Genomic DNA, 15,877 nt, shown 5'->3' on the forward strand with positions numbered 1-15,877 from the left:
GAGAGGAGAATCATCGTGGTTTATACTAAAGGACGCATCGTGAATGATGCTGACGCGCACACAATGGAAACGCAGAACTGGCTCGCGCCTTATCTCGAGGGCGAATATAAAGAGCTGTATTCCGAAGTGTATTCCAAGCGCGAAGGCGGCGAACGCATCACACAAATGATCGATATGGCAAAGGCGCGCAAAACCGATCCGGAAGCGCGCGCAAAGGCGCTGGAAAATCCCATTGAAGGGGCCAAGGGCTGGCTCGGATATGGCGGATTCGACAAGGATGAGCGTGTAGAAGCGCTCGATTGGCTGGGATTTGAAAACCAGCTGGTTTTCCCGACCTTCGGGCTTGGTGCGATTACCAAGGCGGAAACCGATGATCAGCGTTACGCTGCTGCGCGCGCGCTCAATATGGCGCAGCAGGATTTCTGCGATGCCGATCCGCGCCTGCAATGCGTTGCATTCACGCCGCTCGATGATCCGGATCGCGCTTTGGAAGAAGCAAAATTCGCCATCGAGAAGGGCGCGGCAGCGGTGATGTTCTCTGCCGGCCCGGCTGGAGACAAAAGCCCGGGGCACGCCGCATTTGATCCGTTCTGGCAATATCTGCAGGATCGCCAAATCCCCTTCATGCTCCACATTGGCCCCGGCACGAAAGTTCAGCCGAGCAAGTTCAAGAATAACGGCCGCGAACGTGCGCCTGACCTCCATGGCGGCGGTGAAAACCTGCGTTTTCCGGACTTTCTTTGCCTGTGGTACGCGCCGCAGGAATTCCTCACCGCGATGGTCTATGACGGAGTGTTCCAGCGCTTCCCGGATTTGCGGGGCGGGGTGATCGAGAGTGGGGCGGGCTGGGTGCCCGAATTCCTGCGGATGCTTGACCACGGTTGGTATTCATTCAACCGCACCGATCCCTATCTGAAAGACATGGATCAGATGCCATCGGAATATATCAAGCGCGCGATCCGCTTTACACCCTTCCCCAACGAAGATGTAGGGCGCATGATCAAAGACAGTTCGCCCGAACTATACATGTTCTCCAGCGACTATCCGCATCCCGAAGGAACCAAGGATCCGCTTGGCAAATTCGAAACGTCTCTGGAAGGATTGGATGAGGGTGTGAAGGACATGTTCTTCCGGACCAACTATGACCATATGATGTTCCGTGAAAGCCAGGCGGTGGCGGAAGCAGCGGAGTAGGCCGCGCGCCAAAGCTGCTTCCGCTCAGATGGGGGCAGCTTTGGCCGTGCAGTCCTGACGCAGAACAGCCTTGCGGCTTGAAATTCACGCGAGCCGCGCCGATAGCGGCTTTATGGAAGCCCCGCGTGGAGAAAATGATCGCCGCGATCAGCTGCTGGCTGCGGCAGAAAGCCTCATTCTTGCGCAGAATTCACTCGCCATAACGCTCAACGATGTCGCGGATGAACTGGGGGTCAGCCGCAGCCTCATTTACGTCTATTTCGACAACTTTCCGCAGATAATCGACGCCCTGTTCGAGCGACGGATTCGCGAGGCGGGAATATTCATCGTCTCGCCGCAATATCGCGATTTGGCGTTTTCCGAACGTACGCTTGCGCTTTTCGACTTCTATCTGGAGCATCTAATCGAACAGGGCCCGTTGATGCTACTGGTTTTGCGGGAACGCAATCAGGACAGCCCGCTTGGCGAGATGAGCAAGCGCCATTTCCGCTCGATGCTCCGCTTGCTGTCTCGCGACATTGCGGACAATCTCGAACTGAGCGCAAGAGAGTCCTTCGTTCTGCTGGAGCTTCTCGCGTCTATTCCGGAATCGCTGGCGCGGTTGGCCCGCAGCGAAGAGCTCGACGCGGGCACGGCCCGCGCAACGACGCGGCGGCTGGTCAAAGCATCGATCGATGCGCTCGAAGTTCGCGAAGCGGGCTAGCTACCGGACAATTCGTCATCGCTGGCGACGCCCGCGAGGACAACTGACAGACACAGTTGCTCGACCGTCGCAAAGGGCGCCCGCTGTCCGGCGATGATCCCGCCGGCTTTCAATGACACAGCGGTCAGGGCAGCGGTTGATGCCCTTGCTGTCGCCATGTCCATGCGGCCCGTGCCGGTTAGCCGTTCCAGAATGGGCGCCCGGGCGGTGCGCGCTGTGGTGGCGCGTTTCTCTTGCAGGGCGGATTTCACTTCGGGGACCCGCAATAGCATCTGTAGCAAGGGGCCACGCTGTGCGGATTCGTGCAGATAACCGACGGTAGAAAGCACGATTTTCGTATGCCGGTCGCCACTACGCGAGATGCGTTTTTGCCGGCTGCTCTCCTGCTTGGAGATTTCCTCTTTGGCCATCGCGACCAGCAAATCCGAACGGCCGCCGAAGCAGTTGTGAACCTGCGTCTCACTGATGCCTGCGTCTTGCGCCAAACGGCGAATTGTCAGCGCGTTGAGGCCTTCATTGATCGCAATCGCGGTCGCCAATTCCATGAGCTGGCGCACCCGGCTTTCGGTATCGAGGCGCCGCCGCACACCGGGCGACTGCCGCGTCTGCCGCTTGCCGAAGGCAACGATTTCGCTGAGGCCGATAGGTGGAGGCGGCAGATCGGGCTGGCTGTCGCGCCGTTCGGCAGCGCGAGTCCAGTGCGATCGACCTGGTCGCGGGATGTTGAGCCGATCACAGATTTTCGCAAGCCCGTTGCCGGTCATACCAAAGCGTTCGGCGACTTTGCCGATCGGCTCTGACCATATCAGGTCGAAAAGTTTAGCCCGCGTCAATTCCATGGGAAAGCTCTTACCCATCCGCAGCACGCGCTGTCTACATCCGCTTGCGCCGTAGGTCTGGCGCTGGCCGATGACGATTCATACCGCATATTCTATTACCTTACTTGTTAGATCGTTAGAATCGGGATAGTGATGCAATCCGGAAGAGGAGGGTTGTTCATGAGTCGCAAAGCCATTGGAGCCATTTTTTCGTTTGCAGCGCTTGTGTTCGGGCAGCCATTGCTCGCGCAGATGCCGGCAAAGATCGATCCGGTGACTGTTGATGTCGAAGGCGGAACGCTATCCGGTTCCCGTGAAGACGGCGTACTTGTTTTTCGGGGTGTGCCCTACGCGGCCTCTCCGACAGGTGAGTTGCGCTGGCGCGCACCGCAGCCCGTTGTCCCTTGGACGGGGGAGCGTGCGGCAAGTGCGCATGATGCGCCATGTCCGCAACCGGGCGACCTTGACCCAACCGTTGCGAATTTCGGAGGAGTAAGCGGCGCCCAGTCAGAGGACTGCCTGTTTCTTACCATACACGCGCCCGAAAACGCGCAGAATGCCCCGGTACTGGTGTGGTATCATGGCGGGGCGTTCTTCCTCGGCGCGGGCCATCTGGGTTCCTACGATGGCACCGCGAATGCCAAGCAGGGCGTCATCACCGTCAGCGTGAATTACCGTCTCGGCGCATTGGCCAACTTTGTTCATCCCGCGCTCGCGGACAATCGCGGTGACGAACCGCAAGGCAATTATGCCCTGCAAGACAGCGTTGCCGTGCTCGAATGGGTGCGTGACAACATCGGGGCCTTCGGCGGAAATCCGGATAATGTTACGATTGCCGGGCAATCCGCGGGCGGAGGCATCGTCACCAACCTGCTATCTTTGCCGTCGGCCAAGGGCCTGTTTGACAAGGCCATCGTCCAATCCGGCAGCCTGTTGTTGCCCGATCGCGATCCGGCCGAGGCAACCCGCCTTGCCATCGAAGCGCTTGAGACAATCGGAGTTGGGGAAGATGCCACTGCTCAAGATCTAAGGGCGATATCCGCGCAGACCTTTGCCGCATCAGAGAAATTGCAACGCGGCTTCTTTTTTACCAGCGATCCAGGCTGGAAACCTGCCGCGACGATAGACGCCTTGCGGGCGGGGACCGAAATCGACGTGCCGCTGCTGGTGGGCTCTAACATGGGTGAAGGGGGCTTCCGCGCGGCACGCACCTTTGCATCTCTTGCCGGCGACAGCGGCGCTCCGGCATTTCTGTATCGCTTCGAACATGTTCCGGCTTTCCGGAAAGAAGAATGGACCAAGGGTCCGATCCATTCGGCAGAGCTCATGTTCGCCTTTGATTCGATCGACACGTCGAGTTGGGGCGGGAAGCGTGCCGATGACCGTGACCGTGCGATCGCCCGGCAGGTGAATTCCTGTTGGGTCGCTTTCGTAAAGCTACCGGCCGATACACGGACAATCGACTGCGCCGATGGCTTCGCATGGAAGCCTTACGTCGAGGGCGAAACTGCCCGTTTCACATCAGATGGATTTGAATTGGCGGACGGCCGGGAATTCCCGGACGGCCCCGCTCAGGATTGAAGAAACAGACCGGTCAAAAGACGGCTGCAAAAATGGGAGAAATAGGATGACTTTCAGGACACGTTACTTGTTGAGCTCGATGCTCGCCTTCCCGGCATTGGCTATCGGAGCATGCCCGGCAATGGCGCAGGATGCAGAAGACGGCGTCGCTGATGATGGCAATACGATCATCGTGACAGGCACCTATATCCGCGGTCAGACTGAAGACGGTTCACTGCCCGTTGAAGTGTACAGCACCGAAGAATTGAGCCAGCGGGGCATAGACAGCCCGCTCGAGCTGGTCCGCAGCTTGCCATCTGTTGGTACAACGCTGGGCGAGTCAAACCAGTATGCAGCCGGCGGCAGCCAAGGCGTGGGTTCGATCAACCTGCGCAATCTGGGCCGCGAACGGACGCTGGTGCTGATGAACGGACGGCGCTTCTTCAACGAGCCGGGGGACGGCGCATCGGATACCAACCTGATCCCGCTATTTGCTCTTGAACGTGTGGAGGTGCTCAAAGACGGCGCGTCAACAACCTATGGTTCTGATGCAATCGCCGGGGTCGCCAACTTCGTAACCCGCAAGAATTTTTCCGGTATCGAAGTCGGCGGCAACTATCAGTTTGTCGATGGCTCTGACGGCAATTGGCAGGCCAGCATCCTTGCCGGTCAAGACTTTGGCGATGCAAACATCATGGTTGGGTTCGGCTATCAGAAGCGGAGCGAACTCGACACTCTGGAGCGCAGCTTCACCCAGCGACCTTACGAAGTTAACCCATCGGGCTGGTCGTTCCTGTCCGATGCCGGCACCTACATTCCGAAGCTCGGCCCGATCACGCTTGGCCCTGCGGGGACTTCGCTTGGGCTGGGGGTCGACGGCCAGCTTGATGGTGCTTGCGAAGCCGTCGGCGGCCTCGCGGGCGTATTCCCGTCGGGTGCATCGAGCTTTCCGGTGTGCCGTTACACCTACATTCCCTTTGTGAACCTGATCGAGGAAGAAAACCGCTATCAGGCTTTCGCGCAACTGGATGTCGATCTGTCCGACAGTTTGCGGTTCGTCGCCGATGCGCTCTATTCGCATACGGATGTGCCGCAGCTGGGCTATTCGCCCAGCTATCCACCAACATCGGGCCCGCGCGGTCCGGGTACTGCGCAGGCATTCTTTGTGCCCCGGTCCAATCCGGGCTTCGATACGTTTCTTACGCAGACATTCCCGACCGGTTCGCCTGCTTTTTTCGCCAGCTACGCGAGCATACTGTTTAGCCGCCCATTTGCGCTGACGGGCAACCCGCTGGACGATCAAGGTTCGGGTGAGGGCGCCGCATTTAACGATGCATGGCGCGTTACTGCCGGTTTCGAGAAGGAATTCGGCGGGAACTTCAAGGGCGAGCTATACACCACCTATCTGCGCAGCGCCCGTGAAGCCTATTCCTTCGACATCATCGGCGACCGCCTCCAGCGCGCCTTGAACGGGCTGGGCGGGCCGAATTGTACCGGCACGACACCGGGTGCAAATGGATGCCTGTACTTCAACCCGTTCCTTAACTCGCGCCCCGGAAATCCGGCGCTTGGTCTCGATAATCCCAGCTATGTGCCGGGCAACGAGAACAATCCCGACGTGATCGAATGGTTCAGAGCCAGAAACGGCACGGCTGCGCGGGAAGAGCTGTTTGTAACCGATCTGGTTTTCAGCGGTGAATTCGAATTGGGTATTCCGGTCTCATACGCATTTGGTGGTCAGTACCGGAAAAGCACCTTTGTCACCCGTCCACTCAATGATTTCAGCGATCCGGATGCTTATCCGTGCGCGCTGGAGGGCGACACGAGCTGTCTTGATGATCCCAATGACAACAACTTCCCGACCGGTGCGTTCATCTTCCTTGGCCAATATCCTGCGGCCAACCTGTCGCAAGACGTATACGCCTTGTTCGCAGAGGTTCAGGCCGAACCGATTGAAGGATTGGAACTCAACGCGGCAATCCGGTTCGAAGATTACGGCGGCAGCGTGGGATCGACGATCAATCCGAAATTCACCGCGCGCTGGCAACTGACCGATTGGCTCGCCCTGCGCGGATCGATTGGTGACACTTTCCGCGGTCCGTTGCCGGGGGACCTGACCCCTGTCGGCGCAAGCGCGGTTGCAGGTATCGATGTTCTGGGCAACAACTTCAAGGCAACAGATTCAGGCGGCAACCCGAACCTGAAACCGGAAACGGCCCTTACTTACAATGTCGGCGCGATCATCCAGAGCAGTGGTTTCACGCTGACAGCGGACTTCTGGAACTATGAATTCGAAGGCCGGTTTACCGACCTTCCGATCCAGGCAATCGCGGCGCAAGTCGCACCCGGCGGAACCGATGGCCAGCAATCTGTAAACTGCGCCAGCCCGTTTACGCAGTTCGTAGTCTTCCAAGGCGGGGTGTGCGATGCCAACACGATTGGTCTCGATATCTCGCGTATCAGGACTCAAACGGTCAATGGCCCGGACACGACGCTGCGCGGTATCGATATTGGCATCAGCTACGGCACCGATCTGGGAACAGTAACACTGGATGTGGGGGCAAATGCGACTCACATTCTGGAGTACCAGTTCTCGGACTTCGTGTATGAAGGCCTGACTTTCAGCCAAGGCTATGACGCGGTCGGCTTTGCCAATTACAACCGCGCTCCGGGCACGGTCTCGCCATGGCGCGGCAATGCCTATGCATCGCTCGGCTTTGGTGCGGTCACTGCGACTTACAACTTCCAATACATTGATGGTGTGACGGACAACCGCTGCACCCCGGGTGTTGCATGCGCCAGCACTCCTGAATTCGGCGATACCGATTTCGGCCGCGAGGTGGGAAGTTATTCGCAGCACGACCTGCTGGTGTCCGCAGATATCGACACCGCCGGGGTCGATTTCACGATCACTGCTGGCATCGAGAATATCTTCGATACCGACCCGCCAGCGGCTCGTCTCGAATATGGCTATGATCCGTTTATCGGCAGCGCGCTGGGGCGGACATTCAAGCTTGGAACAAAGGTTCGCTTCTAACTCTCCCAGGGGCGAATGGGGTGGACGGCAATGACGGTCCGACCCTACAGTGAAAAGGGGGCCAGCATCCCTGTGACCGGGACGCTAGCCCCTTTTTCCAGATGGGATGATGGAGGATATCTGGCATGCGAATTTCGAAGAATTTGAGGGCCGTTGCAGCTATTGCCCTGCTCACCTCATCGGCGGCGGCAGTGGCCCAAACTGCAACGCCTGTGATCGAGACCGAAAATGGCAAAGTCCAAGGTCTTGAAGATGATGGGATCGATGCGTTTTTGGGCGTTCGATATGCGAAGCCGCCCATCGGCGATTTGCGCTTCAAACCTCCCGAGGCCGCTGACGATTGGACCGGCATCGCGGATGCGACCGGTATGGGCGCCCCGTGCATGCAGCTTTACACGGCCAGTGGCCCGAACGAGAGCGATCTGACCCGCGGGATCCAGGGCATTTTCCCAACCGCAACCGAAGCAAAAACCGACAATGAGGATTGCCTGTTCCTCAACGTCTGGACGCCAGCGGCGGGTGACGGGAAGAAACGACCGGTCATGGTCTGGTTCCATGGCGGCGGTTACGCCTATGGCTCGGGCGGTTGGCCGGCCTATAATGGCCGCAACCTCGCCGCCAAAGGCGACGTTGTGGTGGTAACTGTTAATCATCGCCTCAATGCATTTGGCTATCTCAATCTTGCCGAAAAATTCGGCGAAGAATTTGCCGCATCGGGCAATGTCGGCAATCTTGACCTTGTCCGCTCGCTAAAGTGGGTGCGCGATAATATCGCGGCCTTTGGCGGCGATCCGGCCAATGTCACTATCATGGGTGAAAGCGGGGGCGGCTCCAAAGTCAGCCACCTGATGGCGATGCCCTCAGCCGATGGTCTTTTCCATAAGGCAGTGATCCAGTCCGGTCCCGGTGTAAGCAGCGGCAAACCACAAGACGCCGCCGACTATGCAGGCAAGATCTTGGACCAAGCCGGCGTGGAAACGGTCGATGACCTTGTCACCGTTCGGGCTGACGAGATTGTCGATGCTGTCAGAAAGGCGACGCCGGCATCGGCGGGAATGGGGCGGGGGCCTCAATTCGGGCCAATCGCAGACGGCACTATCATCCCGCGCGACCCGTTTCTGCCCCGGGCACCCGAGCAATCTTCGGATATTCCGGTGCTGATCGGGTACAACAAGACTGAAATGACTTTGTTCGTCGCATCGCAGCCTTGGTTTGGCCGCATAGACGAAGCTGGCGTGACGGGCATGGCCGCGATGATGGGCGAGGACGCTGTCGCTGCCGTCGATGCATATCGGGCGATGTATCCCGAATACTCGCCAACGCACATCGCCAGCTTGGCCTTGGGAACCCGGTTTGTGCGCGGGACGTATCTGCTCGCCGATCAGCAAGCCCGCACGGCCAGTGCCCCGGTCTATGTGTATCGCCTGACCTGGGAGACACCGGTTGGCGGGGGCATTCTTCGCTCGCCGCACACGCTCGACATTCCTTTCATGTTTAACAACACCAAGGAAAGCGCGGCATTGGTCGGAACCGGGAAAGAAGCGGAAACAATGGGTGACATGATGAGCGATGCATGGCTCAGCTTTGCCAAAACCGGCACGCCGTCCAGCGATCTGCTGCCCGAATGGCAAGCTTATACGCCTGAAAGTCGCATGGTGATGGAACTCGACGTCAAGCCGCGCATGGTTGACGATCCTGAAAGGACCATCCGCCAAATCGGCCAGTAACCAGCGGTTTCATCGTGTTCCTGCAAGGACGCGATGAACATTCAAAGAAAAATGCCCGGCGCCTTTCGACGCCGGGCATTTTTTTTGAGGTAGGCTTCCAGATTAGAAGCGGACTTTGGCACCAAGCCGGAATGTCCGGCCAATCGCATTGCCAAGGAACGGGTTGTAGCCCAGTTCCAGACGGGCAATCGGTGGATCTTCGTCGAAGATGTTGCTCACCGAGCCTTGCAGCTGAACATCCAGGCCGTCGAATGGCAGGTCATAGAGGATGGTCAGATCGCTCTGCGTGAAGTCACCAGATTCGCGTGCGTAGAACGACTGCTGGGCCGTCCGCGGCACGGTTGCGAATGTTGGCGAGTCATACCGGTCATCATACACTCCGCTCGCATATCGGAAGGTGTAACGAGCGTTCAGCCCGCCAACATTGAAGTTGGCGTACAGGTTCGCTCTGAGATCGGAGATTGCAGGTGCAGTACGGTCAAAGTTGCCGAAGCCAACGGCGCCAAATGCGGGTTGGATTTCGACATTTTGCGCTGCGAAACTTTCGACATCATAGCTGAGGACCCAGGTGCCGTTGGTACCCAAGCGCAGCGTAGCATTGCTGCCGATGTCGAAGTCATAGCTGGCGTCGAAATCGATACCTGTGGTGGTGATCGGCGGGCCATTCACAAAGTTGGTGATGACGCGGCTGATATCGCCACCGACCGTTGTGCCCTGTACACAGCCGCCCTGGAAGACGATCTGCGAAGCCAGCGGACTGGAACAATCAGCCAGACCATTGGGTGTCGGTACGACCACGTTGGCAATCGCGTTTGAATCCTCGACCACGATCTGATCTTCGAACTCATAGCTCCAATAGTCGAGCGAAGCCCGGAACCCGCCGCTCTGGACAACAGCGCCCAGATTGTAGGTGAAAGCACTTTCAGGCGTCAGGTTCGGATTGCCGAGCACATCAACCGAAAGGAAACCGCCACCGGCAGCATCGATTGGCTGAAGCGCGGTAACCCGCGATTGGCTGACCTGGCCGGGCAGCGGTGCACGGAAGGTTGTGCCAACCGAACCGCGCAGGACCAGCCAGTCATTCGGCTCCCAGCGGAAGCTTGCTTTGGGATCGAGCGTCGAACCGATGGGATCGCCGTAATCCTCAAAGCGCAGTGCGAATGACATTTCGAAACGCGGTGAGAAAGGCACGAGCACTTCGCCAAACAGGGCGTAAACGTCCTGCTCGACTGCGATATCGCGTGCCTGACCAAGGAACGAGAACGGTCCTTGCTGGATTGTACAGCTGGTATCACCTGGAACCGCACAAGGGTTCAGCGCGAGGCTGTTCAATGCGTTGCGCGGCATGCTCTCGAAATTCGAAGAGCGGTATTGCGCACCGACACCAAATGCGAGCGCGCCACCACCGAAATCCGCGTCAGCCACTTCACCGCTGATCAGGAAATCTGCGATAAACTGCTTTTCGTTCTGCAGCGTTCCGGTGTCGCCATAGAGGTAATCGACAACGTCATCACGGTTGGCCAATGCGGCGTTGTAGTTGGGGTTGTCGATACCTTGCGCAGGATTGCGCTGCACCGAGTTGAAGAACGGATTGAAATAGTAACAGCTACCCTGACCAGGCGTACCCGTTGCAACATCGCAATCCGGCCCGCCGAGCCCATCAAGCGCCTGTTGGATACGCAGGGGCAGGACATCGGGAACCTTTGAACGCGACTTGGCATTCACATAGGTTCCCTGAAGCGACATGACCAAGTCTGGTGTCAGATCATATTCAAAGCCGGCAGAGATGCGGAAACTCTCGTTGATAGAGAAGCTCTCATCCTGACCGAACGGAGACCCTTCCGCCAGCGGATATCCGCCCAGCGAGAACGGACGGAATACCAGCGCTTGTGCACCTGTCACCGGCAGCGGAGCAGTGGTTGGATCGCCATCGGTATCGATCGAAGTCGGGAAGCCAACGCGCGCTGCGAAATCGGCAAATGCCGGGTTGGTGAACGGGATATAATACTGGAATGTCGCACCCGGACCGGCAAGGCCCTGCGTTGTTGGATAGGATGGTGACAGCGCTGTATCGATCCGGCTGTAAGCATAAAGCCCGTCAGCGTTGAAACGCAGCTTGTCGCTGAGATCCGCCGTTACCTGCAGGAAGCCCTGATAATAATCCTGATCTTCGACCAGATTGTTATAGTCAGTAAACTGATAGCCGCAGAAAATGCTGATCGGCAGACCGCCTACATCATCACAATCGGGATCCACGCCCCCGGGAACGCCAGCCAGCAATGTGCCGCGATACGAAGCTGCCCCAAGGCTTGCCGGTGCAGGTGTCTCGCGAACCGGCCCGGAAACACGCAGCGCCGGATACCATGCGTTGGTCACCGTGGTAGAGAAGCCCGATGGATTGGTGAAATAGTCTTGGTTGGAAATCTCACGGTCAACAGCCGCAAGCTTCGAACGGTGGCGATAGCCAAAGCCCGCCATGATGTTGACGTCTGGCGTGATGTTGTAACCGGCCAGGATGCTGGCCGTGTAATCACCATCGCTGTCCCTTACAAAGGTATGGTCGCCTTGGAGCTCGATACCTTCGAAATTGGTGCGGGTGATGAAGTTGGCAACGCCTGCAACAGCGTCAGAACCATAAGTCACCGCTGCACCGTCTTTCAGCAATTCGACCCTTTGAAGGGCGAACAGCGGAAGCAGGTTTGTGTCTGAAACGCCGTCACCCGGTGATACCAATGTGCGCCGGCCGTTGAGCAGAACCAGAGTTCTGGTTGCGCCAAGGTTACGCAAGTTGATTGTCCCGACCCCGCCGAGGCCTTGTGCTGCGGAAGAGAATTGGTTGGAATCGCCTAGGACGGCGCCAACCGAAGGAATGTCCTTGATGAAATCGAGCGGGTTGGTTTGACCCTCAGCGGCGAGTTCCTCGGTCGAAATAACGTCGACCGGAAGCGAACTGTCTTCCGGAGTCCCGCGAATGAGCGAACCCGTAATGACAATTTCTTCGTTTGGTTGCTCGGCCTGTTCGGCCTCCTGAGCAAAAGCAGGCGTCGTTGTGATGCCCGCCGCAAGCGCCATAAAGGCGCAGCTGCGTCGCAGCTGTAATTTCATCATTATACTCTCCTCTCCCAATGGGCCTCCCTCATTCGGGGACCGTACCCATTCGTCGAAAATGACGGATTGAGACTGATTATGTCAAGTTGCTTTTGTCATTTATTCAAATATTTCGCCAGTGTGTGACATGCATATCTTGGCGGAATAGGAGCAATCTCCCGCGATGAAGGGTGTTTTGTTGTGTAGTTTCCAGGCTATGCGCAACAAAAAACGGCCAGAAGTGCGGCTTCATACCGAGGTTTCAGATTGCAACTCTTTCGCCGACGAGCAGGTATGAGCCAGCCCGATTGGTGAGCGGGACTGATGGCGTTTCGGCAAGACGCTCGTTGCAGCTAGGCTTGGACGCGATTGCGCAGCGCGACTGATGCTCGCCAATAACAAAAGATCGCTAGTGGCGTGAACGACGCGATCACCAGCAGTGCGTATCGCAGCGACTGCTCGCCATATTGCGGGACGAGCATGTCCGATATCACGCCGACCATGGTCGGCCCGATTCCAAGGCCGATCAAATTGATGATGAGCAATGTCACCGCGGCCCAGACTGCGCGCATTTTCACCGGCGCCAATGTCTGGATCATCGCAAAGGTGGGGCCGAGATAGCAGGACTGGAAGAACAGCGCGACAAAGTACACGCCCACTGCCATCCAAGCGCTTTCGACCAAGTAGAACGCGATCAGGAAAGGCAGGGCAAGAGTCTTCAGCCCCGCAACCATCAAAGATTGTGCATGCATGCCGTATTTCTCTGACAGCCTGTTGGCCAGCCAGCCGCTGCCCAGTCCGCTCGCAACCCCGGCAATCGCGAGCAAAGGCGCGACAATATTGCCGATCTGCAAAGTGGACAATTCATAGGACCGGATCAGGTAGGCGGGGGTCCATCCCGTCAGCGCGTAACCGATCATTGAAGTGATCGTGACGGCCGCAACCAGCCACATGGCGGCACGATTGGACAGGATTGTTTGCAGGCCTTCCCACACAGACGGTTGGTCCTCGCTCTCGACTGCTCCGGGCTCTGCGCGTCTTTCGGGTTCGGTGGCAAACAGCTTCACAATCACCGCCAGCACCACGCCCGGCAAGCCAATGGCGATGAAGGCAGTGCGCCAGTCGAAGAAATAGGTCAGATTGCCGCCGAAAATCTGGCCTGCAGCAGCGCCCAGCGTCACGCCCAGGGAATAGATCGATAGCGCCAGCGCCCGCTTCTCCGCTGGATACATGTCTGCGATGATCGAATGGCTTGGCGGGCTGGAACCCGCTTCACCGATCCCGACGCCAATCCTTGCCAGCAGCAGATGGACGAAATTTTGCGCCAATCCGCAAACAGCAGTCATTGCGCTCCACAATGCGAGCGCGATGGAGATGATGTTGACCCGGTTCACCCGGTCGGCAAGCGCGGCAACCGGGATACCAAGAGTGGCGTAGAATATCGCGAAAGCGAAACCCGAAAGCAGACCAAGTTGGGTGTCGGTCAGCAGCAGATCGGCTTTGATGTCCTCCAGAAGGATCGCCAGGATCTGCCGATCCATATAGCTGAAAAAATACGTCGCGGTGAGCAGAAACAGCGTAGTTTTGCGCGCCCGATCTGAGATTTCAGACGGGTTTGTTGCGGGCGCGGCGGCCTCGGTCTGCATTGAATATTCTCCCAAAGGCGGCGCTCCTTATGCTGGAGCGCTCACCGTGACATCGTCTTGTGGATCAGTTGAAACCGTTGCCCGCTTCGGCCTTGCCGCGCAGGTAATCGGAGACCGGCAGGCCATGCTTTTCCAAACCGGCGATTACCGTGTCCAAGCCGATTTGCGATGCCCAGAACATCGGGCCACCGGTATAGAGCGGCCAGCCATAGCCGTTGATCCAGACGACATCGATGTCGCTGGCGCGCTGGGCCATGCCTTCCTCAAGGATCTTGGCTCCTTCATTGACCATGGGGTATAGAAGCCGCTCGCGAATTTCGTCTTTCGAAATCTCGCGCTGCTCGGTGCCTTCCTTGGTCGCGAAATCGGCGATGATCTGTTTTACTTCATCCGACGGAGTGCGATTGCGCGATTCGTCGTAATCGTAGAAACCCTTGCCGGCTTTCTGGCCGAAACGACCGGCGGTACACAAGGCCTCGCGCACGGTTGTGACCTTTTGCGGATCGCGGTGCCAGCCGATATCGATACCGGCGAGATCGCCCATCTGGAACGGCCCCATCGGGAAACCGAATTCGAGCAGGACGTCATCGACGTCCCAGTAATTCGCGCCTTCCATGATCAGCTGGTTGGCCTGTTGCTGGCGCGGAGAGAGCATACGGTTGCCGATAAAGCCCGGGCATACTCCCGAAACAGCGGCGATCTTACCGATCTTCTTGGCCAGCTTCATCGATGTGGCAAGAACATCATCGCGCGTCTTTTCCCCGCGCACCACTTCCAGCAGTTTCATGACGTTTGCCGGTGAGAAGAAGTGCAGGCCGATCACATGGCCGGGGCGCTGCGTGGCGGTCGCGATTTCGTCAATGTCGAGATAGCTGGTGTTCGAAGCCAGAATGGCGCCGTCCTTCACCACTTCGTCTAGCTTCGCGAAGACTTCCTTCTTCACGTCCATATTCTCGTACACGGCCTCGATCACGAGGTCGCAATCGGCGAGATCGCCGTAGTCGAGCGTCGGGGTCAGAATGCCCATCGCCTGTTCGACCTGCTCCATTGTCATGCGGCCGCGCTTTGCGGTGTTTTCGTAATTCTTGCGCATTACCCCTGTTCCGCGGTCCAGCGCATCCTGCTTCATTTCGAGGATCGTGACAGGGATCCCTGCAGAAAGGAAATTCATCGCGATGCCGCCGCCCATTGTGCCTGCACCGACGATGCCGACTTTATTGACCGGCAAGATCGGCGTGTCGGCTGGCACATCGTCGATCTTGTTGGCGGCGCGCTCGGCAAAGAAGTAATGGCGCATCGCTTGCGATTGCGATCCGGTCATCAGCGCTGTGAACAGCTCGCGCTCCTTCTTCACCCCATCTGCGTAAGACAGCTCACCTGCTGCCTTGACCGCTTTGATCGCCGCATTGGGCGCGTCAAACCCGCGCATCTTGCGCCCGTTCTTCGCGCGGAATTCGTCGAAGATATCGGGGTTCTTGATCCCGTCTTCATTGGCGGTGCCTTCGCTGGAGCGGGGAACGGGCTGTCCCACTTTGGACTTGGCGAAAGCGATTGCCTGTCCCGCCAGATCGTCTTCGTTCACAACGTCATCCAGCAGGCCGATATCCTTGGCCTTTTTCGCCGAAATGGGATTACCGATCGCGACGAGCGGAAGGGCGGCTTCCGCCCCGACAAGGCGCGGCAAACGCTGAGTCCCCGCAGCGCCGGGGATCAGGCCCAGCTTGACTTCCGGCAGACCGAGTTTGGCACTCGGCACCGCGAGACGATAATGGCATGCAAGCGCGACTTCGCAGCCGCCGCCAAGCGCGGTTCCGTGAATGGCCGCAACAACCGGCTTGTCGCTGGCTTCCAACCGGTCAAGCGCGTCGGGAAGGCTTGGTCCGACAGGCGGTTTGCCGAATTCGGTGATGTCGGCGCCGGCAAAGAAAGTGCGCCCGTCACAGCGGACAACAACCGCCTCCACGGCGTCGTCCGAAAGCGCTTCCTCAATTCCTTCGACAAGGCCCGCGCGAACAGCTTGGCCCAGCGCGTTCACCGGTGGATTATCAGAGATGATGACCAGAACATTATCATGGCGTTCGGTGCGAATGGGAGATGTCATGGAA

General features: G+C 58.1%; 9 protein-coding genes. 5 read left to right on the forward strand and 4 right to left on the reverse strand.

Annotation, left to right across the window (positions count from 1 at the left end; genetic code table 11):
- Window positions 1–15: 15 nt before the first annotated feature.
- Together GRI41_RS03495 and GRI41_RS03500 are read left to right on the forward strand one after the other, a co-directional pair.
- The gene (locus GRI41_RS03495; RefSeq protein ID WP_328600505.1) at window positions 16–1,194 is read left to right on the forward strand and encodes an amidohydrolase family protein; all 1,179 of its coding nucleotides are present in this window, start codon (window positions 16–18) and stop codon (window positions 1,192–1,194) included.
- 112 nt (window positions 1,195–1,306) lie between these two features.
- Window positions 1,307–1,897, forward strand: coding sequence for a TetR/AcrR family transcriptional regulator (locus GRI41_RS03500; protein WP_160603388.1), 591 nt, complete (start codon window positions 1,307–1,309; stop codon window positions 1,895–1,897).
- Here the strand turns inward: GRI41_RS03500 and GRI41_RS03505 are convergent.
- Window positions 1,894–2,736 (reverse strand): TetR/AcrR family transcriptional regulator, encoded by an 843-nt coding sequence (locus GRI41_RS03505; RefSeq protein ID WP_160603389.1) that lies wholly within the window; start codon window positions 2,734–2,736, stop codon window positions 1,894–1,896. The two genes, GRI41_RS03500 and GRI41_RS03505, sit on opposite strands and share 4 nt — an antisense overlap.
- A gap of 159 nt (window positions 2,737–2,895) precedes the next feature.
- Here GRI41_RS03505 and GRI41_RS03510 point away from each other — a divergent pair, with 159 nt between their 5' ends.
- From GRI41_RS03510 to GRI41_RS03520, 3 genes are all read left to right on the forward strand, one after another.
- Complete coding sequence (locus GRI41_RS03510; RefSeq protein WP_235901041.1) at window positions 2,896–4,296, forward strand: carboxylesterase/lipase family protein; 1,401 nt, start codon at window positions 2,896–2,898, stop codon at window positions 4,294–4,296.
- Between the two features lie 46 nt (window positions 4,297–4,342).
- Window positions 4,343–7,312, forward strand: coding sequence for a TonB-dependent receptor domain-containing protein (locus GRI41_RS03515; protein ID WP_160603390.1), 2,970 nt, complete (start codon window positions 4,343–4,345; stop codon window positions 7,310–7,312).
- A gap of 191 nt (window positions 7,313–7,503) precedes the next feature.
- Window positions 7,504–9,039, forward strand: a complete 1,536-nt coding sequence (locus GRI41_RS03520; RefSeq protein WP_328600506.1) for a carboxylesterase/lipase family protein — start codon at window positions 7,504–7,506, stop codon at window positions 9,037–9,039.
- A 102-nt stretch (window positions 9,040–9,141) separates the two neighbouring features.
- On the opposite strand, the gene GRI41_RS03525 is transcribed toward GRI41_RS03520, so the two are convergent.
- The 3 genes from GRI41_RS03525 to GRI41_RS03535 form a co-directional block, all read right to left on the reverse strand.
- On the reverse strand, window positions 9,142–12,147 hold the full coding sequence (locus GRI41_RS03525; RefSeq protein ID WP_160603392.1) for a TonB-dependent receptor domain-containing protein: 3,006 nt from the start codon (window positions 12,145–12,147) through the stop codon (window positions 9,142–9,144).
- Window positions 12,148–12,479: 332 nt separating this feature from the next.
- On the reverse strand, window positions 12,480–13,772 hold the full coding sequence (locus tag GRI41_RS03530) for a spinster family MFS transporter (protein ID WP_160603393.1): 1,293 nt from the start codon (window positions 13,770–13,772) through the stop codon (window positions 12,480–12,482).
- Between the two features lie 64 nt (window positions 13,773–13,836).
- A complete protein-coding gene (locus GRI41_RS03535; RefSeq protein WP_160603394.1) occupies window positions 13,837–15,873 on the reverse strand; it encodes a 3-hydroxyacyl-CoA dehydrogenase NAD-binding domain-containing protein in 2,037 nt (678 codons plus the stop codon).
- Window positions 15,874–15,877 lie beyond the last annotated feature (4 nt).

Source organism: Pontixanthobacter aquaemixtae (assembly GCF_009827395.1).
Lineage (GTDB): Bacteria > Pseudomonadota > Alphaproteobacteria > Sphingomonadales > Sphingomonadaceae > Pontixanthobacter > Pontixanthobacter aquaemixtae.